Annotated in this window: 16 protein-coding genes and 2 tRNA genes; 13 read left to right on the top strand and 5 right to left on the bottom strand. The window is 55.9% G+C overall.

The genetic code is table 11. The annotated features are described in order from the left end of the window. Window positions 1-29: 29 nt before the first annotated feature. The gene (locus tag DW180_RS07425; RefSeq protein ID WP_118238221.1) at window positions 30-3,461 is read right to left on the bottom strand and encodes a SpaA isopeptide-forming pilin-related protein; all 3,432 of its coding nucleotides are present in this window, start codon (window positions 3,459-3,461) and stop codon (window positions 30-32) included. A 297-nt stretch (window positions 3,462-3,758) separates the two neighbouring features. Here DW180_RS07425 and DW180_RS07420 point away from each other — a divergent pair. Continuing rightward, a tRNA-Gly gene (locus tag DW180_RS07420) sits at window positions 3,759-3,833 on the top strand. 203 nt (window positions 3,834-4,036) lie between these two features. On the opposite strand, the gene DW180_RS07415 is transcribed toward DW180_RS07420, so the two are convergent. The 4 genes from DW180_RS07415 to DW180_RS07400 all read right to left on the bottom strand — a co-directional run bounded on the left by DW180_RS07415 (window position 4,037) and on the right by DW180_RS07400 (window position 9,774). Then, a complete protein-coding gene (locus DW180_RS07415; RefSeq protein ID WP_117634739.1) occupies window positions 4,037-5,437 on the bottom strand; it encodes a hypothetical protein in 1,401 nt (466 codons plus the stop codon). After that, window positions 5,434-7,413 (bottom strand): N-6 DNA methylase, encoded by a 1,980-nt coding sequence (locus DW180_RS07410; RefSeq protein WP_117634741.1) that lies wholly within the window; start codon window positions 7,411-7,413, stop codon window positions 5,434-5,436. Before DW180_RS07410 ends, DW180_RS07415 begins: the two co-directional genes overlap by 4 nt. Then, window positions 7,413-7,640 (bottom strand): hypothetical protein, encoded by a 228-nt coding sequence (locus tag DW180_RS07405; RefSeq protein WP_117634743.1) that lies wholly within the window; start codon window positions 7,638-7,640, stop codon window positions 7,413-7,415. Before DW180_RS07405 ends, DW180_RS07410 begins: the two co-directional genes overlap by 1 nt. A 460-nt stretch (window positions 7,641-8,100) precedes the next feature. Then, window positions 8,101-9,774 (bottom strand): RNA-binding domain-containing protein, encoded by a 1,674-nt coding sequence (locus tag DW180_RS07400; protein ID WP_117637911.1) that lies wholly within the window; start codon window positions 9,772-9,774, stop codon window positions 8,101-8,103. A gap of 398 nt (window positions 9,775-10,172) precedes the next feature. Here DW180_RS07400 and purB point away from each other — a divergent pair, with 398 nt between their 5' ends. The 12 genes from purB (at window position 10,173) to DW180_RS07340 (ending at window position 22,370) form a co-directional block, all read left to right on the top strand. Beyond that, complete coding sequence (purB, locus tag DW180_RS07395; RefSeq protein WP_022093797.1) at window positions 10,173-11,519, top strand: adenylosuccinate lyase; 1,347 nt, start codon at window positions 10,173-10,175, stop codon at window positions 11,517-11,519. 139 nt (window positions 11,520-11,658) lie between these two features. Continuing rightward, a complete protein-coding gene (locus DW180_RS07390) occupies window positions 11,659-12,495 on the top strand; it encodes an ABC transporter substrate-binding protein (RefSeq protein WP_117634747.1) in 837 nt (278 codons plus the stop codon). Then, window positions 12,492-14,291: a diguanylate cyclase gene (locus DW180_RS07385; protein WP_117759188.1), complete on the top strand. Its 1,800-nt coding sequence runs from the start codon at window positions 12,492-12,494 to the stop codon at window positions 14,289-14,291. Before DW180_RS07390 ends, DW180_RS07385 begins: the two co-directional genes overlap by 4 nt. Window positions 14,292-14,404: 113 nt before the next feature. After that, window positions 14,405-14,668 carry a TIGR03905 family TSCPD domain-containing protein gene (locus tag DW180_RS07380; protein ID WP_117735816.1) on the top strand — a complete coding sequence of 88 codons (264 nt, stop codon included), beginning with the start codon at window positions 14,405-14,407 and terminating at the stop codon, window positions 14,666-14,668. Then, window positions 14,668-15,879, top strand: a complete 1,212-nt coding sequence (locus DW180_RS07375) for a twin-arginine translocation signal domain-containing protein (protein WP_118238219.1) — start codon at window positions 14,668-14,670, stop codon at window positions 15,877-15,879. The genes DW180_RS07380 and DW180_RS07375 overlap by 1 nt, the downstream gene beginning before the upstream one ends. Before the next feature lie 153 nt (window positions 15,880-16,032). Next, the gene (locus tag DW180_RS07370) at window positions 16,033-16,755 is read left to right on the top strand and encodes a response regulator transcription factor (RefSeq protein ID WP_006236208.1); all 723 of its coding nucleotides are present in this window, start codon (window positions 16,033-16,035) and stop codon (window positions 16,753-16,755) included. Between the two features lie 11 nt (window positions 16,756-16,766). Then, window positions 16,767-18,332 (top strand): cell wall metabolism sensor histidine kinase WalK, encoded by a 1,566-nt coding sequence (locus tag DW180_RS07365; protein ID WP_117759184.1) that lies wholly within the window; start codon window positions 16,767-16,769, stop codon window positions 18,330-18,332. 118 nt (window positions 18,333-18,450) lie between these two features. Beyond that, window positions 18,451-19,329 (top strand): phosphoribosylaminoimidazolesuccinocarboxamide synthase, encoded by an 879-nt coding sequence (locus DW180_RS07360; RefSeq protein WP_117563999.1) that lies wholly within the window; start codon window positions 18,451-18,453, stop codon window positions 19,327-19,329. Next, the gene (locus DW180_RS07355) at window positions 19,330-19,905 is read left to right on the top strand and encodes a hypothetical protein (protein ID WP_117759180.1); all 576 of its coding nucleotides are present in this window, start codon (window positions 19,330-19,332) and stop codon (window positions 19,903-19,905) included. 89 nt (window positions 19,906-19,994) lie between these two features. Then, window positions 19,995-21,275, top strand: a complete 1,281-nt coding sequence (locus DW180_RS07350) for an aminopeptidase (protein ID WP_117637906.1) — start codon at window positions 19,995-19,997, stop codon at window positions 21,273-21,275. A gap of 28 nt (window positions 21,276-21,303) precedes the next feature. Continuing rightward, window positions 21,304-21,379 (top strand) — tRNA-Lys (locus DW180_RS07345). Window positions 21,380-21,572: 193 nt separating this feature from the next. Beyond that, window positions 21,573-22,370 carry a TraX family protein gene (locus DW180_RS07340; RefSeq protein WP_117759178.1) on the top strand — a complete coding sequence of 266 codons (798 nt, stop codon included), beginning with the start codon at window positions 21,573-21,575 and terminating at the stop codon, window positions 22,368-22,370. Window positions 22,371-22,999: the final 629 nt, after the last annotated feature.

The following is a 22,999-nucleotide window of genomic DNA, read 5'->3' as shown; positions in this document are numbered from 1 at the left end:
GGGACTGGCTCGCCCGCTTTTTTATCGCGCTAGCGCTTCTCTGGGATCGACCTAAGGCGAGTGAACCATAAGGCTGCGGCACCCGAGGTCAGAAGCGCGGTGATGCAGGCGGCGATGGGAACTGATCCTGTTGCCGGTAGGTCCTGCGGTAGGGTACAGCGTTGAATGACACGGTCCTCGTCATGTGACTCAAGTTTATCGCCGCCGCCGTTGCGGCAAAGATCGACGCGCGCGCTGTTGGTGAGTGCGGTTTGGGGCGTATAAGCCGACGTTGCCTGCATGTGCACGGCTGCGCCCCGAGCGTCTGTGCCAAGGATTGCTTTGGCATCGTCAAGGTCGTCGTGCTCATCTTTGAGATCATCACGGGTCCAAGAATCCACATCGCTTCGAGTCGTAAAGTCGGCGGCTACTGCACCGTATTCAATGCGAATGCCCGTTACGACGGTATTGGATGCAAGGTCAAGTTCTTTCGCCTCGAGTGTGGTGGATTCCGTGGTCGAGACATCCGCCTTCCAGAGGTGCCAGCCGTCGTAATCGACGAGGCGGCAATCCTCACCCAGACTCTCTTTTACTTCGTCGGACTCAAGCCAAGGATTTTCGTGCCCATCGTCAAGCGTCGCGTTTGCCGGCCCATCGACGTCTGTCGAGTCCAACGGCGTCGTGCGATACCACACGTTGCACAGACCGTTGAGGTCGCCGATGGCGACGGGGGTTTCGATTGAGACGAATCTCGCCGTGCCGTCTTTGGCACACTCAAGATCATCGGTAATTGTGAACTCATCAACCCGGGTAGCTGAATCGTTTCGAGCGTCGATGGTATAGGAGAAAAGTCCGTCCGTATTGGTTTGCGTTGCGGCGCGATTTTTACCATCGCCGTTGGCCAGCAGACCCTTCCCGATAGGTTGGACAAGCTCCTGACGCTTGTCGACCTGTCCTTTGATCTCGATGGGCGCATCCTTCATCGCGACAGATTGGACTTCTCCCGTATCCTTTATTTCAAACGTTATCTCCTCGGCAAGGTCATAGGTCCGCGGAGACATCATTTCGCGCAACGAGTAGGTGCCGGGTGCAAGATGTTCGACGCGGTGCGGCTTGTCGGATGAGGTCCAGGAGTCTATTTCGGTTTTATCGGGACCATATAAGGTGAGTTGTGCGCCTTCCACTTCCTGCTCACCGCTTGCATCGACCTTGGAGATATCAACCTTAGTGTAATCGTCGGATACGTTAAGCCGTGCTTCCACAACGGGCGTTTTCTGGTCGGCATAAGCGAGGTCTACGATATGGGGCGTTCGGTCGAGCAGGAAGCCGGCCGGCGCTTGAGTCTCGACAACCTCGTAGCGTGCGGTGCCAGATCCCAGCGGGAGGTCGTCCGCGCGTGCTTCTCCAGTTTCATCCGTTGTGACGGTAGCAACAGTCTCACCGTCGAGCGCGGCAATGCTACCGTCGGGGCGCACGATATCACCCGAGGCACGGATCTCAAAGATGGCGCCCGCTAGGCTGCTGCCGTCTACGGCATCGGTTTTAACGATCCTGATGTTTCCGGTCGCGGCGTGGTCATAATACGAGGCGATTGCAACGGGCGTTAGGTTCATGTCGGCGGGTATGTTTACCTTGATCTCTTCGCCGACAAGATAGGGCTCTTTGGCCGAGGTTTCGCGTACATAATAGGTGCCCGGCACGAGCGATTCGGGCAGTGTGACGGTCCCGGTCGCGTCAGTCGTAAAGGTGTCCATTACGTTATGTGCTGGATACCAGCAAGTTTGTGAGACAGGTTCGTGATTGCTGTCGAGGAGTTGGAAGGTGAATCCGGCTAGTGGAACAGAAGCGCCTGTTTGGGCATCGCGTTTTACAATCTGGAGATGCGTCGACAGAGCGTGGTTGTCCACGATATATTGAAGCTCGGCGCCGTCGGAAATCTGATTGGCCCCGACGGTCCATTCCCCTGCACGTTTAAAACCCTCGGGGACGGTTTCCGGAACCTCGCGAACCGTGTAGCCGGCGCGGTCGTATGGGATGGCTCCGTGGACACCGGCGGGTCGCTTGCCTGCGCCAAACCATGCTTCTGACTGATCTTTGGTGGAGGCAAAGCCATAGATGTTTGTGGTCAGTGTGCCAACAACCTGCTGAGAGCTGTTGCTGACAACCTCAAAGACAACACCTCCCGCCGGCTGCTCCAGGCCGGATTGGTCGCTATTGCCGTAGTCCTTGAATTTGGAAATCTCAAGGTCAAACGCAATGGGGATATCGGAAACGCGAGATTCGATCTCGACCACGCCTGAATCGCCGAGCTGGTCGGCTCCAACGGTATAGGTCCAGCTGTCGTTGGATGGCAGGTAGCCCTCGGGGGCTTTTGATTCGTAGATGGTAAAGGTTCCTAAGGGGACATCGGCGAGAGTGGCCCGACCGCTTTCGTCGGTCGTGAGGATTTGCGCCCATCCAGGGGTTGATTGTGATACGCACACGAATTCTGCTCCTGCGAACGAAGCTCCAACTTGGGGGCCTGCATTCGTCGCGGCATCGAGCTTTGCGATGCGCAAGGTAATGGTGCCAGGTTGTTCATCAATGGCGACCCGCCCGCCGTCATTCCCCGTGGTAAAGGCAATACGATCGTGGCGGGGGACATAGCCGGCCGGCGCCTTCGTTTCAACTAGGTAGTATGCCGTGTTGGGCAGAAGTACTGCCTGCGCTCGACCGTTGCTGTCCATCTGGACGGTGCCGACACGCGCGCCGCTGGCGCTCTCAAAAACATCGAATGTTGCCCCGTCAAACTCATAGGTATTGTTTCCGCTGGTAATGGCAGCGTTTGCAGACTGCTTTTGGAAGGAAACAGAGACCGTCGGCAGTACATAGAGCATGTCTTGACGTTTGCTGCCGCCCGATACGGTTCCTAAATAGCGCCGCGCGCGGTGCGGAGCGGCTTTGATGCTTCCTGATTTTGCGCTGTCGTGGAGCCATCGCGCAGCCGCCACGACTTCATCGTCGGCGGTAAAGTGCCCACTCTTGGTTTTGCCCTGAGCGGTCGTGTAGGAGTAGGTGCCGTCGACATGGGTAGTGCCGTTGAGCATCCATACGGCAAGCTGGGTGGCGGCGCGGGCGCGATCGGGTGAAAGATGGTAAGCGCCAAACGACGTGGCGGTAGGATATCCGTGACAAACGATTGCCGCGAACTCGTCGTCGAGCCACACCCAGCCTTGATCAAAGTTGAGCCATGGGCCGCCCGGCTTGGTGGGGCCGGGGCGCTCCTGGTTCATGCAGTAGGCAATCGAGGCGTCTTGAGCTTCATACTTGCCGATAAAGAAGGGCCCACAATCATCGCTAATAGTGCGGAAGCCGAGCTGGTCGTAGCCATCGACGGCAAATGCGGCTCCCGGTGCCAGGCAGCCGAAAAGCAGGAAGAGGAGCAGGAGCAGCGGACCTGTTGCGATTGCGCTGTGGACAGAGTGCGTGGGTGCGTTGGACATGGCTGCTCCTTATCCCTCGTGCGCCGCACGGGGAGGCCGCGGCGCTTGGGATGAGGCTACCGCCATGGTTCATGCGGGTAGGTACCAGAAGCTGACCAAAAGCTTGCCCGATTTCTGACAAATCGAGCCCAAATACAACAATCAGATAAAAGTGCAGGTAGAAGATAGGGAGAACAGGAGGTCAAAGGTCCTCGTCTCCACAATTGACATGTTTTCCAAACGAATCTCCACAGCTAAAACAAGCATCGACACCCTTGTATCGAACAAGACAACCGCGTTATACTAGCCAACACACAAGCGGGCATCGCCAAGTGGTAAGGCATCAGCTTCCCAAGCTGACACTCGCGGGTTCGAGTCCCGTTGCCCGCTCCAGTTAAGAGCACAAGCACGGCACCATCACGGTGCCGTGCTTTTTTCAATAAAGTGCTGGGATTCGAACCCGACAGGGTGCGAGCGTTAATCAAATGTCCAAGTGTGAATTCTCACACTATGCCGTTAACCAACTTACTACGATACGCGTTGCATTTTGTTTGTGTTGAGGCTATAGGCTTAACGGCGGTTAAAAGGTCGCCTCACTAGGTGTTGGAGACAACCTTCTCGATGGCGATATCGACCTGCTCCTGTGCCAGCTTGGTAGCCTCGTTCTCAAGTTGGTCAGCCTTGGCCGAGGTGCTCACGCTCCTGTCCATAAGGTCGGCGATGGCAGATTCGACGTCCGCGCCAAGACGGGGAACGCGAATTTTTTTGATATCGATAGGGCTAAGTTGAGGCACCGAGGTTCCGTATGCGCAACGAACGACCGACGGCCTGCCAACGGTGGGACTGTTCAGAAAAGCAAGCAGGTAGCCAGTTCGAATCTTTGTAACGTCGGGATAGATTCTCAGCAGATGGTTGCTGCCAAACATTCCCTCATGATTCTCCGTGAGCAAAAGAGCTCGTCCTAGGATGCCGTACTTTTGACCAGAACATGCCATGACGAGAGTTCCCGGCTTTAGGATGTAACGCTCCCAGTTTTTAATGAGCTTGGCGTAAACAAATTTTGTCGGTTGAGTGTTAACGTCAAAGACCTCGGACACACCCACAAAGGGAACGTTGGAATCGCCATAAAACCGCTTGAAGCGAGGAAGCTCTTCGACGTCCTCTACAAGTTCAGCAAGTGGCGCATACTCCATTACGTCAACCAATGAGTCTACGGCGCTTATAGAGCCGGCATAACTGTCAGCATCAAGGCGCGATCTGTTGTCAATAACTTTGGATAAACTCACCACGCATGTTCCTGCAGGACTTTCTGCCTCACAAGCAATACCGACCTCCTTCTCCAACAGCTTAAACGCCCCGTCCCGCAGCTTCCAGGCCTCGCCGCGCAGGCGCACAGCCTCGGCAGCTTTGTCGCCGATGGCTTTGCGCGTGGCCGCATCGGGCATGATGACCGGAAACTCGTTGGCGTGGGCCACCTCGATGTGCTTGATCATGTGACCGTACTGAGACGCTCGTGCGATCTGCTTGAAGAAGTCCGTCTTCATATACGCGTAGAGCCAGCCGTACTCGTCTTGGTCCTTCGGCTCGATGCGCAACAGGTCGTCCGTGATGACCTTGTTCAGGTGATGCGGGTACACGGCGGTAACGTTGCCCACCACGCCCGAGCGCGAAAGCAGCAGCCAATCCTGATTGACGAATCTAGAATCAGCCTGGGGCACGAAAGGCGCGGCGAGCCACTTCCTCACTCGGGGAAAGTCCTCGAACACCTGGCCGGCGGTAAAGAAGGGTAGCCCTTTGCCTTCCGGCACGGTATACCCCGTCAGTCTGCTCGGCTGCCAAATGTCGGTAAGGTCACCGAGCCTCTTGTGGTTGTCGCACTGGTTGGCAAGGCGTACGAAGCCGTACCCGTCGCGCAGGTAGGTTGACGCCTCGAGCCTCACGTCGCCGCCCAGCACGGTGGAAAGTCGGACGCTCTTCACCAAAGGCGCGATCGTCATTGGTCTCGCCTCCATTCAAAGAAGGCGCCGGCGATCGCCATCGTCTCGTCGTCCACCACGCGCTCCTTCGAGGTGTGGCTGCTCTCCTCTTCGGAGCCCACGTTGCCCGTCACCGCGGTGGTCTGCTCCTGCACAATGGGGTAGCCGTCATCGTCGCGTACATAGGTGGTCTGACCACGCTTGTCGTGCCCTACGTGGTCACAGATGGCCATAAATATCTTGTAATCCTGGAAGGTACCGTCCTTGCAGTATGCCTCTTCCTCACTGTCCCAGCGTCTCAGCACAAGGACGGATGTCTGCACGCCCACGTTGGGTTGGAACGCATCCGGGTGCATGTCTACCGAACCCAGGATCTGCGCATGGCGCAAAATCCACTGGCGCACGTAGCCCAGACCCGGGTTGCCCAGGATGCCGTTGGGAATGACGAGCGCCGCCACACCCACGCCGGGCTCAAGCAGGCGGATACACCGCTCGATGAAGAGGATCTCGGGCGGCTGAGATGAGAAGAGCTTGGGTTCCATGCTCCACTCGGCATCTTCCTCGGACCACGACCAGGTGTGTCCAAGGTCGAAGGATTCCAGAATCGCCGGGTCTTCGATAGGAATCTTGGAGCCAAAAGGTGGGTTGGTCATAATCGCCGTAACGCCGTGCCCCGGCTGCAGCGCCTTATTTGCCGCAATGTCGGCGGCGTCCAGGCGCAGCGCCTTTTGCAGTTTGGGTTCAAAGCCCGAGAACGGCTCGAGCGAGTTGGCGTGGAACAGCTGTCCGGTGCCGTCGTTGTTCATAACCATATTCATCTTGGAGGCACGCACTAGGATGGGATCAAAGTCGATGCCCACGATATGCTTGGACAGGAACTCGCGCTTGCGCGCGATCAGAGCCTCTTGCTTGGCTGCTTTGCTGCGCCCGCTCACCTCGACGGAGTCTCTGATCTTCTCAAGCACGTAATTCATGGCCGTGACCAAAAAGCCGCAGGTGCCCATGGCGGGGTCGAGGATGACGTCGTTTTCGGACGGGTCGACCATCCGCACCATCATGTGGCACATGTTGCGCGGCGTGAAGAACTGGCCCTTGTCACCACGCAGGTTGGAGCCCACGATTGTCTCGTACGCGTGGCCCTTAACGTCCACGTCGCTCTCGAGCAGGGAATACATTTGCAGCTGCGCCACGATGTAGGCGAGCACATCGTCGGTTAATGCGATGCGCTCGTCGGCCTTGAAGATGGTCTCGTACGACTGCTTGACGTTTCCAAAGAGTGCCTCGATGCGCTTGCGGCACTTCTTCTTACCCGCGGCGCCCTGGCGCTCGGTTGGCGTGATGTAGAACGTTGGCGTCTCGGAGTCGCGCTCATCCTGGATTTTGCAGAAGATGATCTTGAGCAGTTCAAGGAATGCCTCGGCCTTTTGGATGCCTTGGTTTCCGGCGATGTAGTTGTGACAGCGGCGGAACGAGTACAGCAGCGAGTCACTGGCGGCGGGGCGCAACTGGTCGAAGCGCGGCGCGTCGTCGGGTACCTCGCCACCAGCATGTGGCAGATCGGGCACGGCCTCGGGGCCGCGCTTGCCGGCATCGTCCACCACGTAACGGAAGGTAAGCAACTCGTCGCCGTTGGTCCACATGCCATAGGTCGAGTTCATGCAGGCAGACGCATAGGAGTGCATTTGATCTACGCCGTCTTTTTTGCCTTTGGCCTTGGTCTTGGGGTCTTTGCACTCGACGATGATGTGGATGTTTTCCTGGGTGTGCGCTTTTCCCGGCTCCCAGATGGCGACGTCGACCGCTTTTCGGTTGCTGCCGAACTTGATCGACTCCTCGACCCCGATCTGCTCCTTCTTGTAACCGTACTCACGCACGAGGGACTTTAGGATTTCCTGGCGCACTCGCTCCTCGGGGGTGTCCCTGCGCTGCGTCACGCCGTCGATGAAGTCCAGTATAGTCTCCGGCTGGATGACCGAAGTCTTGCTCACTTGCGACATTACGATTCCGTCCTTCCAACCTTGGTGTTGGTATCAACGCGTGCGGGGCCGCCCGATGCGACGCCCATCTCGCGGCTAATCAAATCTTTAAGAAATCCCTGCTTGTTTTCCTGTGCGGAGAGGAATGACCAAATCTCCTCTTCGGCGGGATAGAACCGCAGACAGAACTGCTGGGTCTTGTCGTGCTTGTACTTACGATCGGCTCGCTTCTGAGCTTCTGACGGCATGGCACCTCCCAAGGACATAGCTTAGCCATAATAGGAATTAGTATAGGTCTACACCTATATGTAGACAAGCAAAATATCACGAATCAGCAGGTAAAGGATGATTTTTAATTAAAGAAATAGAAGCCAACAAATGTAAAAACGGCCTCTAAGACATTGGACGTTTTTACGGTTGAGGAAGGTGGAGCTTGAGAAATGATCCGCCATGAGCGCTCCCTGCCGCTCGTGCATGGAGTGGCAGGGAACTATTTTTGTTGTATGAGACTGCCGTCTCGCAAGGTTGCAATGCCCGATTGGATGTCGACTTCAGTTGGATCAACCATATGCGCTGTTGCCTGACGCTGCGCGATGCCAGACGACGGAGGATGCGTCCTATCACGACTGGTAGTCAGGCACATTCTGGGCTAGTTGCGAACTTGGCTTGGAATGTGCCTGTTTGGCAGAATCGAAATCGCGAGCCATATCACTCGACTATGTGCCACTCAGCTGCCGAAGTGCTTCCAGCGTTGGTGATGCGGCCAGCTTTCCGTAGGCTTTGGAGCAGATAGCTTACATGGTCGCCTTTTTGCTTTGCCGTAAGGTCTGCCGGCAAGGCATGATCCAGCCCTGCGATAATCTCCGCTCTTGAACATGGGCGCACGCGCAGGAGCTCCAAGATCAACTCCTTGAAGACGCTATTGTCTACGCCCTTGTTTCGCACATACTCGCTGTGGGCACCGGTGGCTGCTGCCACCTCGGCTGAGACCGTCAGTTTGGGGTAACGGCCCCTAACGAGGCCTTGTTCGTGAAGCAGACGTGACTGTTCCTTTGTGACGGGTAGTCCCTTCTGAACGAGGTCCAACAGCAGTACTGTCACCAAATCAAGATTTCGATTGCTTGCGAGAAGTCGAGAATAGTCCTCGTTGAGAACCGTACCGTACAGCGTTACGGCAACGCGCCCAATCTCAGATAGATCGTAGGTGGGCATTGGTAATAGGCGGTTGCGCTGAATATCGAAGACGTTGCGAATGCCTATGGCGTTGCGGTCCATCATGCCTGTTTTGTTCATAGCGCTTGAAAGCAGGGGGTTACGGTAGTAGGGCGGCTTGTAGCCGCTCGCGAGCGCGTTCTCTATCGTCTCGGGGATAAAGGCACCCTCGTTCTTGAATATAAGCTTGTCCTCATACTCAAGGACATTGATCTTTCCTGACATCCTGAAATCTTGATGCGCAATAGCGTTGTGGAGAAGTTCTCGAATGACTTCGGGACTGTAGCGATGCGCTTCGGTGGGAAATAGCGTCTCTTCGCGGTCGAAGAAGCGATACTTTTCGTTTCTTATCTTTCCCAGGATACGATCGACCTGCAGAATGAAGGGCGGCTCAAAGTGTTCATAGGCCATAGTGGAGCCGTCGCTCGCGTAGAGCGTCCAAGTGATGCGCGGCTCAATGCCACCCAGAAAGACACTCGATTCCGGTTTGCCCAGAAGAACGAGCGCCGCATTGCTCACGTGGCCGTGGATCACAAGCGCCATCTTGCTAAGGATAGATTCTTCGTCGAGGCTACTAACGGCAGGCTGGCTTTCTCCGAACTTTTCGACGAATTTGGAGCATGCAAAGCTAACTGCATCTGGATCAAGGTCACCGAAGTTTGCCTCGTAGGCAATCTGGCGCGACCAGTCGGGCCGGCTCTGCCCGTAAATGGCGTCGAGTTTGAACTTGGGCATCTCTACGAGGGACTCATTCTCTCGTGACCAAGGGATTCCGTGCCAAGTCGTTGGCGTTGCGAAGCTGCCAGCCGGTATCTGGAAAGCAATGACTCTTTTGTCATCAACCTCAAACTCGTAAATCTCTTCGAAAGTCATGCCGTTGTTGGTGTATTGGGCGATTTCGTGCTTTAGGCGTCGCAGGCCGACACTTGGCGATTGGGGTTCTTTACGGTAGGCGGTTCCCTTTATCTTGCGGTCGTTTGAAATGCCAAAGAAAAGCCATCCGCACTCTGCCTTGCGTAAATTGGCCTCGTTGCTGAGGGCGGAGAAATACCTGCCAATGTCCTCGAAGTCATAGTTCTGCTTTGCTGCCTTGTATTCGACGACCTCGGTCTCGACGTCTGCAATGATGCGCAGAAGTAGGGAGGGCATTTCGCTCGTTTTCCGTATCATGACACTCCATATAATGTAATTTTATCCGCAACTAATGTAATTATATCTCCTGTTACATTAGCCGCCCGTGCATAAGGCTGTAGGCCGACTGTAAGGTCATATATTTCAGTGCATATAATGTCTGTACTTTTAATTTACCTCGCAGATTAGCTGCCAGGGGAAACGGAAAATAATGTGTCTTCTTCTAATGTAATTTCGCATGTAGCTTCGCGGATAACGCGTGAAATTACATTAGTACACGGAACTATTGCCGCCTGCTGCGGTGACGCTGCTGTCCATCTTCGTTGCCCGCTCCAATTCCAAAATGTTAGGTTCATGCCTGCTGCCCATACTTGCACCTGCGCACGGTACAATGGTTGGGTTACGACCAACGTGCCAATAACCAAAAAGGAGCCGCTATGATCGATCGCTATACCCGCCCGGAGATGGGACACATCTTCTCCCTCGAGAACAAGTACGCCATTTGGCAGGAGATCGAGGTTCTGGCCTGCGAGGCCCAGGCGGAGCTCGGTAAGATCGGTATTTCCAAAGACGAGGCCCAGTGGATCCGCGATCATGCCAACTTTGAGAAGGCGAAGGTCGATGAGATCGAGGAAGTCACGCGCCACGACGTCATTGCCTTCCTGACCAACATGAAGGAATACATCGATGCCGATGTTCCCGAGGGCGACCCCAAGCCCAGCCGCTGGGTTCACTATGGCATGACCAGCTCCGATCTGGGCGACACGGCTCTGTGCTACCAGCTCACCCAGGCCTGCGACTTGATCATCGAGGACGTCAAGAAGCTCGGCGAGATTTGCAAGCGTCGCGCCTTTGAGGAGCGCAATACGCTCTGTGCCGGCCGCACTCATGGTATCCACGCCGAGCCGATGACCTTCGGCATGAAGTTTGGCTCTTGGGCCTGGGAGCTCAAGCGCGATCTGGATCGTCTTGAGGACGCCCGCAAGAATGTTGCCTTCGGCGCCATCTCGGGCGCTGTCGGCACCTACAGCTCCATCGAGCCGTTTGTCGAGGAGTATGTCTGCGAGCACCTGGGCCTGGTTCACGACCCGCTGTCCACGCAGGTTATTAGCCGCGACCATCACGCCTATCTCGCCGGTGTTCTTGCCACCACGGCGGCCACCTGCGAGCGCATCGCTACCGAGGTTCGCAATCTGCAGAAGACCGATACCCTCGAGGCCGAGGAGCCGTTCCGCAAGGGTCAAAAGGGCAGCTCCGCCATGCCGCACAAGCGCAACCCCATCACCATGGAGAAGGTCTGCGGCCTGTCGCGCGTCGTGAAGGCCAACGCGCAGGTTGCCTTCGACAACGTCGCCCTGTGGCACGAGCGTGACATTTCGCACTCCTCTGCCGAGCGCGTCGCCCAGGCCGATAGTTTCATCGCGCTCGACCACATGTTCCAGTGCCTCATCCGCGTTATCGACGGCCTGCAGTTGTATCCCGCTCGCATGATGGCCAACCTCAACAAGACACGCGGCCTCATTTTTTCCTCCAAGGTCCTGCTGGCCCTCGTCGACACGGGCATCACCCGCGAGGACGCGTACGCCATTGTGCAGGAGAACGCCATGGCAACCTGGCACGAGGTACAGGATTGCGTCTCCGGCCCCACCTTTAAGGAGCGTCTCGAGGCTGATCCGCGCTGCACCGTCAGCCAGGAGAAGCTCGACGAGATCTTTGATCCGTGGGACTTCCTCACCCGCATCGACACGGTCTTCGATCGTCTGGAGCAGCTGAGCTTCGAGTAGGGTTGACCTAATTCGACCGCCTGCGGATGCATTTCAACCATTGGCGCCTTGCCCGTTTTGGGCAAGGCGCTTTTTTCACTGCCGCATTGGCTCCCGGTAATAAAATGAACTTTACTGCTGTTTCGATGAAAGGAGGAGCGTGCCCAGACGTATCAAGCGAGTCGCCATTGTCTCGTTTACGCTCATGCTCCTTGTTGCTGCCTGTGTGGTCGCCCTGACGTATACCGTTCGAAGCAGTTCTTCCTCCTCGAATGAAGCCGACAAAGATCTCCCAGTACTCAAAATCGGCGTTACGGATAACGACCCCTATGTGTATATCGATACCACGGGCGATTACGTCGGTATCGATATCGACATCGCCCGCGAGGCCTGCAAGCGTGCGGGGCTCAAGCCACAGTTTGTCGATATTGACTGGAACGATCGCGACCGGCTGCTCAAAAACGGTGATATCGATTGCCTGTGGTGTGATTATTCTCCCTGCTATCGCGAGGATAAGTATTACTGGACCGAGCCGTATTTAACCGTGCCGGTCTCGGTTGCCGCCAAGAAAACGAGCGGCATCAAGTCCTTGGCGCATCTCGATGGAAGCAAGACCATCGCGGTGATTGCGGGCTCGGTGAGCGAACGCCGATTGCTCGCAGGGGATCTGGAAATCTCGCCGGACGTGCAAATCAAATCGTACGGTTCTGCCGAGCTCTGCAAAGCCGCCCTCGCCAAAGGGTATGTCGACTGTTGGATGGCGGACGTTCAGTCGCTTGATCGACTTGTCGCCCAGTATCCCGGCCTTTACCGCGTGTTCGCTGACAACGTTATGACGGTTGACCTTGGCGTCGCGTTTAAGGACGGCTATGAGGGGGAGTACGTCAAAAACCTCAATACCGTGCTGTTCGAGATGGATCGAGATGGCACGATTGAGCGCATTGTGGGCAAGTACAAGGCAGGGGCGACGACGGACGGGCAAGGAGCGGAATCATGACAAATGATGAGCGCCGCTTGCGCCGAAAGGCATTAGTCACCGCGGCTATCTGCGTTGTGGTCAGCGCTGTCCTGTTGGGTCTGCTGTATATGGTCGGCACGCATCGCTGTCTCGATAAAACGCTTGGGTTTGGTCAGGAAACCATGGTGTTTTTAAAAAACGCCTGCGAAAAATATGACCGATATGAACAGGGAAGAAAAACCGAAGCGACGCACAATTTGGATGCCGCGCTCGAGTCGTTTTCGACGTTCTTGCCGTCTGATCACGTTGAAGTCAACGATGACCTCGTCGAGGAGTACGTCCATACCGAGCACCTTTCGGGAATGTTGGTCATGGACGCCGACGGCCATATGGCCGCTCATTACGATATTGATGGTCGCGATCCGCTGATGCTGTGGCGAGAGGAGCTGGCCTGTTCGTCGGTCGCATCGATGTATCGAGGATCCAAGGTGTCCTACTCGACGGTCGTTGAGCGTCGCGATGTCGACTTTGCCGTGAGTGTTGTTCCGTACGGTGATGGCGTAGCGCTGGGGTATCGATCGCTTGCGCCCGAGCCCGCCGATGATTATTCGTATACGATCGCCGACGTGCTCGTGAACAACACATTCCATCAGAGCCCAACGGTGCTCGTGATGCGCGATATGCAGATCGTTTCCTCAAACGATTCGAATGTCGATCTAACCCTTGCCCGGCTTCTTGCCGATAGCGGAATTGATTGGAAAGACGAAGGCTTAACACGTATCGAATATCGGGGAAGTACCTGGTATGCCGTGCGTGCGGCGTATGAGGACTATCGCCTGTTTGCGCTTTATCCCAAATCTGAGGTCATGTCGGGCAGGATTTCATTTATCGCTGCCGGCGTGCTGGTGTGCTTGGCGTTTTGGGTTGTAGTGCTGTTGGCGCGCAACATTGCCGATCGTCGCAATTTGGCCGAAAAGGACAAGCAACTCGGCATCATCAATGCTATCAGTTCCATATATGAGTCGACCTTCCTGCTGCATCTCGATACGCTCGAGATCGAGGGAATTAACATGTCGCCATCGGTGGCAAAGATATTTTCCGAGCACGCCGAGGTGTATGACTTTTTGACAACGGTTTGCCGAGACATCGTGAGTCCCGAAAGCCGCGAGGCGGTCATGGAGCTAATAGATATAAGCACGCTTCAGGACCGTATGGAGGGCATGCCGTACTTGGATGCCGAGGTACGAGATTGCCGAGGTACGTGGTATTCGCTGCAGGTTGTTCCACAGCGCCGCGATGAGCAGGGTCGACTGGAATCGGTCGTCGTGGCGACGCATAACATCTCGATGACAAAGCGCGCCGAGGAGCTTTCTTTCCAGGACAAGCTGACGGGACTTCGCAATAGAAATTACCTTGAGTCCCTTGGCGACGACCTGGTGAACGAGTCCCTGCCCGTGAGTGTGATCATGATGGACTGCAATTTCCTCAAGCGCACCAATGATCTCTACGGTCACGAAATGGGCGATGAGCTGCTACGGCGTACTGCATCTGTATTGAAGCGGACGGCAGGCGAGAAATTTGTACCCATGCGCGTTGGTGGAGACGAGTTCTTGCTGATTTGCCCTCACACCGATCGCGAATCCGCATGCAAAGTGGTGCAAGATCTTCGCCTCAGCCTTGCTGCTGCGAGCGATGAGGTGCTGACAGTCAGTGCGTCGTTTGGCGTCGCGACGGCAGAGACACCCGGATGTTCGCTGACCGAGATGTACCACATCGCTGACCACAACATGTATCAAGAGAAACGAAAAGTTCACGCTCGGGAAGCAGATTGCTAGTATTGCTACCGCCGGTTTGCGCATTGGGGAATGTTGAATCGGTGCCCGCGATACTTTATCGGTTCGGACGGGGATAATAGACGTCTGAAATTGCTTTACGAGAGGGGAACGCAATGATTAGTTTTGATTACAAGCCTCAGGGCGTATGCACTCGCAATATCCACCTTGACCTGTCCGATGACGGCAACAAGGTGGTGGGCGTCGAGTTTACCGGTGGCTGCAACGGCAATCTCAAGGCTATCTCTAAGCTGGTCGAGGGTGCTCCTGCCGATCGCGTCATCGAGGTTCTCGCTGGTAATACCTGCGGTATGAAAAAGACTTCTTGCGCCGATCAGCTCACGCGCGCTATCGAGGCCGCTCGCGCCGAGATCGCCTAATGAGTATCGCCGACCACGTCAAGAACGGAATATCGCGCCGCGGCTTTGTGCTCGGAGGGACTGCCGCGGGCGCTGCCACGGTGCTTGCCGGATGCTCAAAGAAAACGGGTGCCAGCGACGACGCCGCCGGCGAGCCGCAGGTTATCAAAGACGACTCAAAGATTGTCTCGATTACGGATGAGTATGAGGCCGTCGATATCGATCTTGAGCCCATGGCGACATGGACATTGCCCTTGGGTACGCTGCTGTACTACTGCGACGGCGATTACGCCGCGGCGATGATGGCCCCGGCGTCTGCGCTGCATGCCAACACGCTTGGCGTGCTCAACTTGGGCGACGGCTCGCTCACGACGCTCATCGAGGATCCTATCGAAGGTGCGGGGTATTCGTTTTACGATGTCCGCGCCGGCGATGGCGTGTTTGCGTGGGTTGAGATGAACTTTGCCAATTCATCGTGGAAGCTCTACGCTCAAAATCTGTCGGGCGCTTCGCTCTCTGGCGACGTGGTTGAGCTCGATCGGGGTGGCAAGGACTATGATCCGCCCCTGTTTACGGCGTTCGGGTCATCGGTCATCTGGTATAAAATGCCTTCGGCAGGCGGCAATAAAACGAGTAGTGATTCGTTTTGCTATCGTCGCTCGCTTGATGAATCCAAGGCCGAGACAATTTGGAAATCGACGGGCCGCTTTGCATCGGCCCCGCGTGCGAGCGACGGCATTTTGACCATCTCGCCGCGTGTCCGCAACGACGAGGGCGTCTACTACGGCATAACGGCAATCGATCTGACCGACGGCAACAACACCAAACGTGCCCAGCTAGTCCTTCCCTCGTCAGTCTCGCCTTTCGAGGCCGTATATATGGGCGATACCTTCGTGTTTTCTATCGAGGCGACCTATAGTGGCGTGGGCAGCTTGGGCAACATGGGCACGTATATCGGTAATGAGGGAGGGTCGTACCTCTTCCTGTCACGCGAGCCGCTCGCATGTGCGGCTGGCAAGAAGAATAAATACCTTGTTAAGGTGCAGGCATCGCATTTCCTGATCGACACCTCTGCCAAGACCTATGGCTCGCTGCTGTCGCCCGACCGCGCTTTGGAGTATGGCGATTATCCAGCTACGGCGGGAAAATCGGACTCATTCCTTACGTACGCCACGGTGCGCAACAGCCAGGGTATACCAGAGACGGTCACTGCACGCCTATTCTCTCTTTAAGCTTAGAGGGGTTAAAAAGGCGCCAACAGGGGAATAAACGCGTTGTAATTGTGAGTACCGCCCGCCGAGCTGCCGCGTCATAGCGGCATCCGGCGGGCTCAGGTGCGTTAAAATGGGCTTGTTCTTAGCTAATTGAGACAGGGGGGCCGTGTTATGGCTTCAGATGCAAAAAAGATTCTGCTGGTCGAGGATGAGAAGGCAATCCGTGACGCCGTCGCTGCCTATCTCGAGCGCGAAGGCTACTGGGTTGTGGGCGTCGGCGACGGCCAGTCCGCGATCGAAGAGTTCGAGAAGCATCAGTTTGACCTGGTCGTGCTCGATCTTATGCTCCCCAAGATCCCCGGTGAGCGCGTTTGCCGCACTATCCGCGATACCTCGGATGTGCCCATTATCATGCTTACCGCCAAGGGTGAGATCGAGGACCGTATTATCGGTCTTGAGCTCGGCGCCGACGACTATCTGATCAAGCCGTTCTCGCCGCGCGAGCTCGTCGCCCGCGTTCGCGCTCTGTTCCGCCGTGCCCATCAGGCCGACGAGCCCGCCGTCGAGGTACTCGACTTCGGCGATCTGGTCATCGATATCTCGGGCCACAAGATCTTGGTCGAGGGCAAGGAAGTGGACCTGACCGCTTCCGAGTTTAAGCTGCTCACCACGCTTGCTCGTCATCCCGGCCGTGTGTATAACCGCATGGAGCTGGTCGAGAAAGTGCTCGGGTATGACTTTGAGGGCTATGAGCGCACCATCGATAGCCACGTGAAGAACCTTCGCGCCAAGCTGGGCGATGATCCCAAGAAGCCCAAGTGGCTCTACACCGTCCACGGTGTCGGCTATCGCTTCGAGGCTCCGGCCAAGACCGATAAGTCGGACGAGAAATAGGGAAATCACATATGACACCTGCGCGCTTTGAAATCGGACAAAAGCACAAGCAGGAGAGCGAGGCGGGTTCCAAGGCTAGTTGGAACACGCCTCGTTCCGATTCACGGCCAACGATGAGCTATCCCTCGCGCATGGCACTTGCTTTTGCTCTGACATCGCTCATGACGGTATTGGTGCTGGTGGGCGTTGTCTCTGTTGTGTGGGGCACGGTCTTTTCGGATTACACGCGCTCCAATATCGTCGAAATCGCAAATTCCGCAGCCGAAAAGCTTGCGACGTCGTACGAGGAAAACGGCAATTGGACTGCGGGCGAGCTGCGCACGGTCGCGACATCGAGTTTGGTGTCCGACGATTTGGGCATGCAGGTCGTCAATAAAAAGGGCGTTGTTGTCTATGACGACTCGTGGCCTTCGGCAAGTGCGACTGCCGATGTGCGCGAGAGCGAATCGGCGTCTCGCAGCTCGAGAGGTAAAAAGGCCTCGCATAGCCCGGTTTCGTCGGCGCCCACCGACTCCGATAGCGTGGCCAACGTCGAAATCATAACGCCTTCCGGCCAGCATGTCGGACAGGTAAAGCTATGGGCCATCGGCTCCGATGCTCTGCTCACCAAGGCAGATTCTGCGTTTAGAGAGAAGACCTTTAACGCCATGGTCCTTGCCGCGGTTGTTGCAGTCTGTATCTCGGTCGTTATCGGATCGTTCATGTCGCGTATGCTCACCAAGCCGATTCATCGTATTACCAGCACGGCCAAACAAATTCGCGATGGCGATTTGTCCGCTCGCACGGGCTTGCGCGGCGATGACGAAATCGATCAGCTGGGTGAGACCTTTGACGAGATGGCCACTTCGCTCGAGAAGGATATGAAACACGAGAAACGTTTGACCTCGGACGTGGCTCACGAACTTCGTACTCCGCTTATGGCCATGCTCGCAACGGTCGAGGCCATGCAGGATGGCGTATATCCTACCGACGATGAGCACTTGGAGACTGTTGCTTCCGAGACGCGTCGCCTGGCTCGTCTGGTGCAGCAGATGCTCGACCTGTCGCGCATGGAAAACAGCACGGCTCCGCTCAACCTTGAGCCGGTGGACATGGTTCCTTTCGTGCGTTCCATCGTCAATGCCCAGGAGCGCCTGTTTGTCGACCGCGATCTGCGCTTGCGCTTTGCTGACGAGACCCAAGGTCACGACGATGTCGTCGAAGCCGATCCCGACATGATCACACAATGCGTCATCAATCTCATGAGCAACGCCATGCGCTACACCCCCGAGGGCGGTTGGGTCGTGGTGTCGGTGCTCAGTGACCGCAAACACGTCAGCATTGCCGTTTCTGATACCGGCATCGGTATTGCCAAGGATGACTTGTCGCGCATCTTCGGCCGTTTTTGGCGCGCCGATGCCAGCCGTGCCCGTGAGGCGGGCGGTCTGGGCGTGGGCCTCGCCGTGACTAAACAGATCGTCGAGCGCCATCACGGCTACATATCTGTGGAGTCGGAGCTTGGAAAGGGTACGACTTTTACGATTCATCTGCCTCGCGAGCACACGGCGGACGCGGCATCTACTACAATGGAGCACTAGCTTTTCGCTATTCGGTGAAGGAGGGGTTTCGTCCCTGCCGCTCCGAGTTTGCGAAAACGTGCGGGAAAGAACCCGCATTACTGTCGTATTTTGGTAAGGAGTGACTCACGTGACAACGATGGAGCGTCGTCCGGATTCCCGTGGCAAGGTTCGTGATATCTACGATGCCGGTGAAAACCTGCTGATGGTCGCCACCGACCGCATTTCTGCGTTCGACTTCATTCTTCCCGACGAGATTCCGTTTAAGGGAGAGGTGCTCAACCGCATCTCGGCATTCTGGTTCGATAAGTTTGCCGGCATCGTTCCCAACCACCTCGTTTCCATCGACCCGGCGGATTTCCCCGAGGAGTTTGCTGAGTATCGTGACTACCTCGCCGGCCGCGCCATGCTGGTTAAGAAGGCCCAGACGATTCCTATCGAGTGTATCGTCCGCGGCTATCTGACCGGTTCGGGCAAGAAGACCTACGACGAGAACGGCACCGTCTGCGGCATCCAGCTGCCTGAGGGCCTGACCGAGGCTTCCAAGCTTCCCGAGCCGCTGTTCACGCCGTCCACGAAGGCCGAGATCGGTGACCACGACGAGAACATCTCGTTCGAGCGTTGCTGCGAGATCGTGGGCGAGGATATCGCCACGCAGATTCGTGACCTTTCCCTCAAGATCTACAAGGCCGCTGCCGAGTACGCCGCGACCCGTGGCATCATCATTGCCGACACCAAGTTCGAGTTTGGTGTCATCGATGGCAAGGTCACGCTGATCGACGAGTGCCTCACGCCCGATTCCAGCCGTTTCTGGCCTGCTGCCAGCTACGAGGAGGGCAAGATCCAGCCCAGCTACGACAAACAATTCGTCCGCAATTGGCTCAAGGCCAACTGGGATATGACGGGGGAGACCCCGCACCTGCCCGCCGAGGTCATCGATGGCACGTCCGAGCGCTATCGCGAGGCCTTCCAGATCATCACGGGCTCCCAGTTCACAAGCATGAAGGAGAACGCATAAGTGAGTACCCGTAGCGCCACGAACAAGCGCACGCAATCCCGCGAGGTTACCGGGGTTGCGCGCAAGTCCGCCGCATCTGCTAAGCCTGCCCGTCAGGCAGCGAGCTCTGTCCGCGTCGTGCCGGCTTCGTCTAAGGCACGCCGCAAAGAGCTCGAGAAGGGCGAGAACCTCGAGGGCCTCTCTAAAGAGGAGAAGCGCGCCCGCAAGGCTAAGCAGCGCGCCAAGGAGGATCGCATCTACACGGTGTCGAATATCCTTCTCAAGCAGGATGAGGACTACACCAAGCGCCGCCGCATCTGGTGGGCCGTGCTCGCTATCGGCATGGTGCTCGTCGTGGCCATTTGGGCCTCGCTGTACTTCGCTCCCGCTGGCATGGTGTCCAGTCCCGTCCAGATGGTCGGCATCGTTTTGTCTTACGTCGTCATTCTGGGTGACTTTATCTACGACTTCGTTCGTATTCGTCCCCTGCGCAACATGTACCGCACGCAGGCTGAGGGCATGTCCGACAATAAGCTCAACGCCCTTATCGAGCGCGCGGCTGCCGAGGAGGACAAAAAGGACTCCAAGAAGAAATAGCGTTTGCATTCATACTTATCGCTAAGATATAAGGCGCGTCGTTTTTGCGGCGCGCCTTTTTACTGTTCTATAGATAGATGGAGTGGCACATGATTCGAGCTGCCCTGACGGTTGAAGAAGCTCTGGAGGGCATGAAGGCCCTGGAGCCCAAGATTAAAAACTATGCACGCCTGGTCGTCCGCAAGGGCGTAAACGTCAAGCCCGGCCAGGAAGTCGTCGTTCAGTCTCCGGTCGAGTGCGCGCCGTTTGCGCGCGTGGTGGTCGCGGAGGCCTATGACGCCGGCGCCGGCCACGTGACGGTCATTTGGGCCGATGATGCCGTGACGAGGCTCACGTACGAGCATGTCGATAAAAGCTATTTTGAGCAGACGCCCGAGTGGAAGCGCCTGCAGCTGGATTCCCTGGCCCAGGACGGTGCCTGCTTTATCTTTATCGAGGGTGCGGATCCCGCAGCCCTCAAGGGCATCGATCCAGCCAAGCCGGCCGCGGCATCCAAGGCGAGGAATACGCAGTGCAAAGTTTTCCGCCGTGGACTGGATTACAACATCAATCCGTGGTGCATCGCCGGCGCTCCGGTCGTGGCTTGGGCGCACGAGGTGTTCCCGGGAGACGCCGATGAGGTTGCAATCTATAAGCTGTGGAATGCGATTCTGCACACCGCTCGCGCCGATGGCCAGGACCCGGAGAGCGACTGGGAACTCCATGACGCCGCATTCGAAAAGAACCTGCGTTTCCTAAACGATAATCAATTTGATTGCCTGCACTACACCGCTTCGAACGGAACCGATCTGACGATTGGCATGACGAAAGGTCACGAGTGGGCCGGCGGCAAGGGCAAGACGCCCGATGGCCACCCCTTCTTCCCCAACATCCCCACCGAGGAGGTTTTTACCTCGCCTGATCGCATGCGCGCTGACGGAATCGTCTACTCGGCCATGCCGCTCATCCACCATGGCAATAAGGTCGACGATTTTTGGATTAAGTTCGAGGGCGGCCGCGTAGTGGACTACGATGCCCGTGTGGGCAAGGCAACGCTCGCAAGCATCATCGATACTGACGAGGGCGCTGCTCACCTGGGAGAGGTCGCGCTCATCTCCAAGAACACGCCGATCCGCGAAAGTGGCGTACTGTTCTACGATACGCTCTATGACGAGAACGCTAGCTGCCATCTCGCGCTAGGTGTCGGTTTCCCCGAATGCATCGAGGGTGGGTATGACATGTCCAAGGAAGAGCTCCTGGAGCATGGCGTTAACGTCTCGAGCACGCACGTCGATTTTATGATTGGCACGGACGACATCGATATTACGGGCATTACGCCTGATGGACGTGAAGTTGTGATTTTCCAGAACGGCCAATGGAGTTGGGAATAGTCCCAGACCGTGGTACAATGCCACCCGCGGGCCGTTAGCTCAGCTGGCAGAGCAGGGGACTTTTAATCCCAAGGTCCAGGGTTCGAACCCCTGACGGCCCACCATAGAATGGAAAAGCGACTGGCGGATGCCGGCCGCTTTTTTGTTGCCGCGACGCGGGTTCGAACCCGAAAGGGCGCGGAGCTGAGTAAACGCGTGAGCGTTTGCCAGCGCAGCGCGCAAGGCGCGAAGCGCCGCAGCGGCCGCCTGCGGAGCAGGCTGAACCCCTGACGGCCCACCCAAAGTAAGGAATACGAAATGAAAACAAATAGATACGGAATTAGCGGCAGCACATTAAAGATAATAGCAGCCATTTCGATGGTTCTCGATCATGTAAGCAGGATCGTCCTGACCAATGGAATCATGACTCACGCATCGTACAGTCAGATATCAGACGAACAGTGGGCGATTCTAAGCGAGGCTTCGGATATGCTTCATGTTCTTGGCAGAATTGCATTTCCCTTATTTTGCTTTTTGATAGTTGAGGGATTTTTGCATACTCATGACTTAAAGAAGTACCTGCGAAATATGCTTGTCTTCGCAATCATTGCGGAGCCCATATACGATTTCGTCCAAACCGGGCAACTATTTGACCTTCGGCAACAAAATGTTATGTGTGAGCTCCTGCTTTCCTTGGTCTTTTTGATTGTTCTGGAAAAGATACAAAGTCTTTCAAAACGGAAAAGATACATCGCAGAAACTGCTCTGATTGTTTTGACAGCACTGGCAGCTGAATACACTAAACTAGATGGCGGTGTGTATGGCATTATGCTTGTGGCTGCATTCTATTTATTCCACGACAGCAAGGCCAAGATGTTCTTTGCTGCAGTATGTGCAGTGCTCCTTTCGTCATGCCATATAGTTGGCGGCGGATTCGAGCTTGCTGCAGCTAATGTACTTAATCCTGATGTTGCTGCCGCGGTCGTTTCGTTGCTGCTTATCAATCTTTATAATGGTAAGCGAGGGCTGAAGCTCAAATATTTCTTCTACATTTTCTATCCGGCACATCTTGCTCTGCTTTATGGTGTCTCACTTATTGTTTTGAACTGTCTTTAAAAACTCTCAAACAAGTCTCTGAAAACGGAAACAAATTGACCCTAAGACTGCTTGTGAATTTCCGGAAGACCTGAGAGATGCGAGGATAGGCAACGAGGGCTGCAGAGAGATGCTTCTCAGTTCTCTGGCGGATCGCACGTATCTGTATGAGGATCACTTCCACACACTCATTAATAACAGCGATAAACACGGCAGATCCTCAAAACATGAGGCTGTGGAGGTCGAACGATGCTTCGAAAGCATGAATGGCAGCGAGAAAATGAGTTCGGAAGCGCCCTCTGGATGATCCAGCATAGAATAGAAAGCGATCGGCTCCGGCTGGTCGCTTTTTTGTTGCCGCGCCACGGGTTCGAACCCGAACTTCTCTATATATAAGAACGCTTGGCGAACAAAACCTGCCTTTTACCGACGGGAAACAAATAGCTGATGCTTTTGGAGTAAAGTGGCGCTCCAGAGATGACCGATGCCTTAACACCTATAAACCAGCTGGTCATCGCCAATATCAGAAGCCAATGCTTCAGTTTTAACCTCAGTGATGCGACTGAGGGACCTATTCATTTGTGAACAAAATATGGAGTGCGCGATTCCCGCCCCCGGCGCCCCTCCGGTCTGGCAATATATCTCCTTGC

Origin of the sequence: Collinsella sp. AM16-21, from assembly GCF_003471905.1 — a bacterium.
GTDB lineage: Bacteria > Actinomycetota > Coriobacteriia > Coriobacteriales > Coriobacteriaceae > Collinsella.
This window is presented reverse-complemented; position numbering and strand designations above follow the sequence as displayed.

Excerpts from the sequence above, each read along its gene's own strand:
- DW180_RS07425 (WP_118238221.1), bottom strand. The coding sequence starts at position 3,461 with ATGTCCAACGCACCCACGCACTCTGTCCACAGCGCAATCGCAACAGGT.
- DW180_RS07415 (WP_117634739.1), bottom strand. The coding sequence starts at position 5,437 with ATGACGATCGCGCCTTTGGTGAAGAGCGTCCGACTTTCCACCGTGCTG.
- DW180_RS07410 (WP_117634741.1), bottom strand. The coding sequence starts at position 7,413 with ATGTCGCAAGTGAGCAAGACTTCGGTCATCCAGCCGGAGACTATACTG.
- DW180_RS07405 (WP_117634743.1), bottom strand. The coding sequence starts at position 7,640 with ATGCCGTCAGAAGCTCAGAAGCGAGCCGATCGTAAGTACAAGCACGAC.
- DW180_RS07400 (WP_117637911.1), bottom strand. The coding sequence starts at position 9,774 with ATGATACGGAAAACGAGCGAAATGCCCTCCCTACTTCTGCGCATCATT.
- purB (WP_022093797.1), top strand. The coding sequence starts at position 10,173 with ATGATCGATCGCTATACCCGCCCGGAGATGGGACACATCTTCTCCCTC.
- DW180_RS07385 (WP_117759188.1), top strand. The coding sequence starts at position 12,492 with ATGACAAATGATGAGCGCCGCTTGCGCCGAAAGGCATTAGTCACCGCG.
- DW180_RS07380 (WP_117735816.1), top strand. The coding sequence starts at position 14,405 with ATGATTAGTTTTGATTACAAGCCTCAGGGCGTATGCACTCGCAATATC.
- DW180_RS07375 (WP_118238219.1), top strand. The coding sequence starts at position 14,668 with ATGAGTATCGCCGACCACGTCAAGAACGGAATATCGCGCCGCGGCTTT.
- DW180_RS07370 (WP_006236208.1), top strand. The coding sequence starts at position 16,033 with ATGGCTTCAGATGCAAAAAAGATTCTGCTGGTCGAGGATGAGAAGGCA.
- DW180_RS07365 (WP_117759184.1), top strand. The coding sequence starts at position 16,767 with ATGACACCTGCGCGCTTTGAAATCGGACAAAAGCACAAGCAGGAGAGC.
- DW180_RS07360 (WP_117563999.1), top strand. The coding sequence starts at position 18,451 with ATGGAGCGTCGTCCGGATTCCCGTGGCAAGGTTCGTGATATCTACGAT.
- DW180_RS07350 (WP_117637906.1), top strand. The coding sequence starts at position 19,995 with ATGATTCGAGCTGCCCTGACGGTTGAAGAAGCTCTGGAGGGCATGAAG.
- DW180_RS07340 (WP_117759178.1), top strand. The coding sequence starts at position 21,573 with ATGAAAACAAATAGATACGGAATTAGCGGCAGCACATTAAAGATAATA.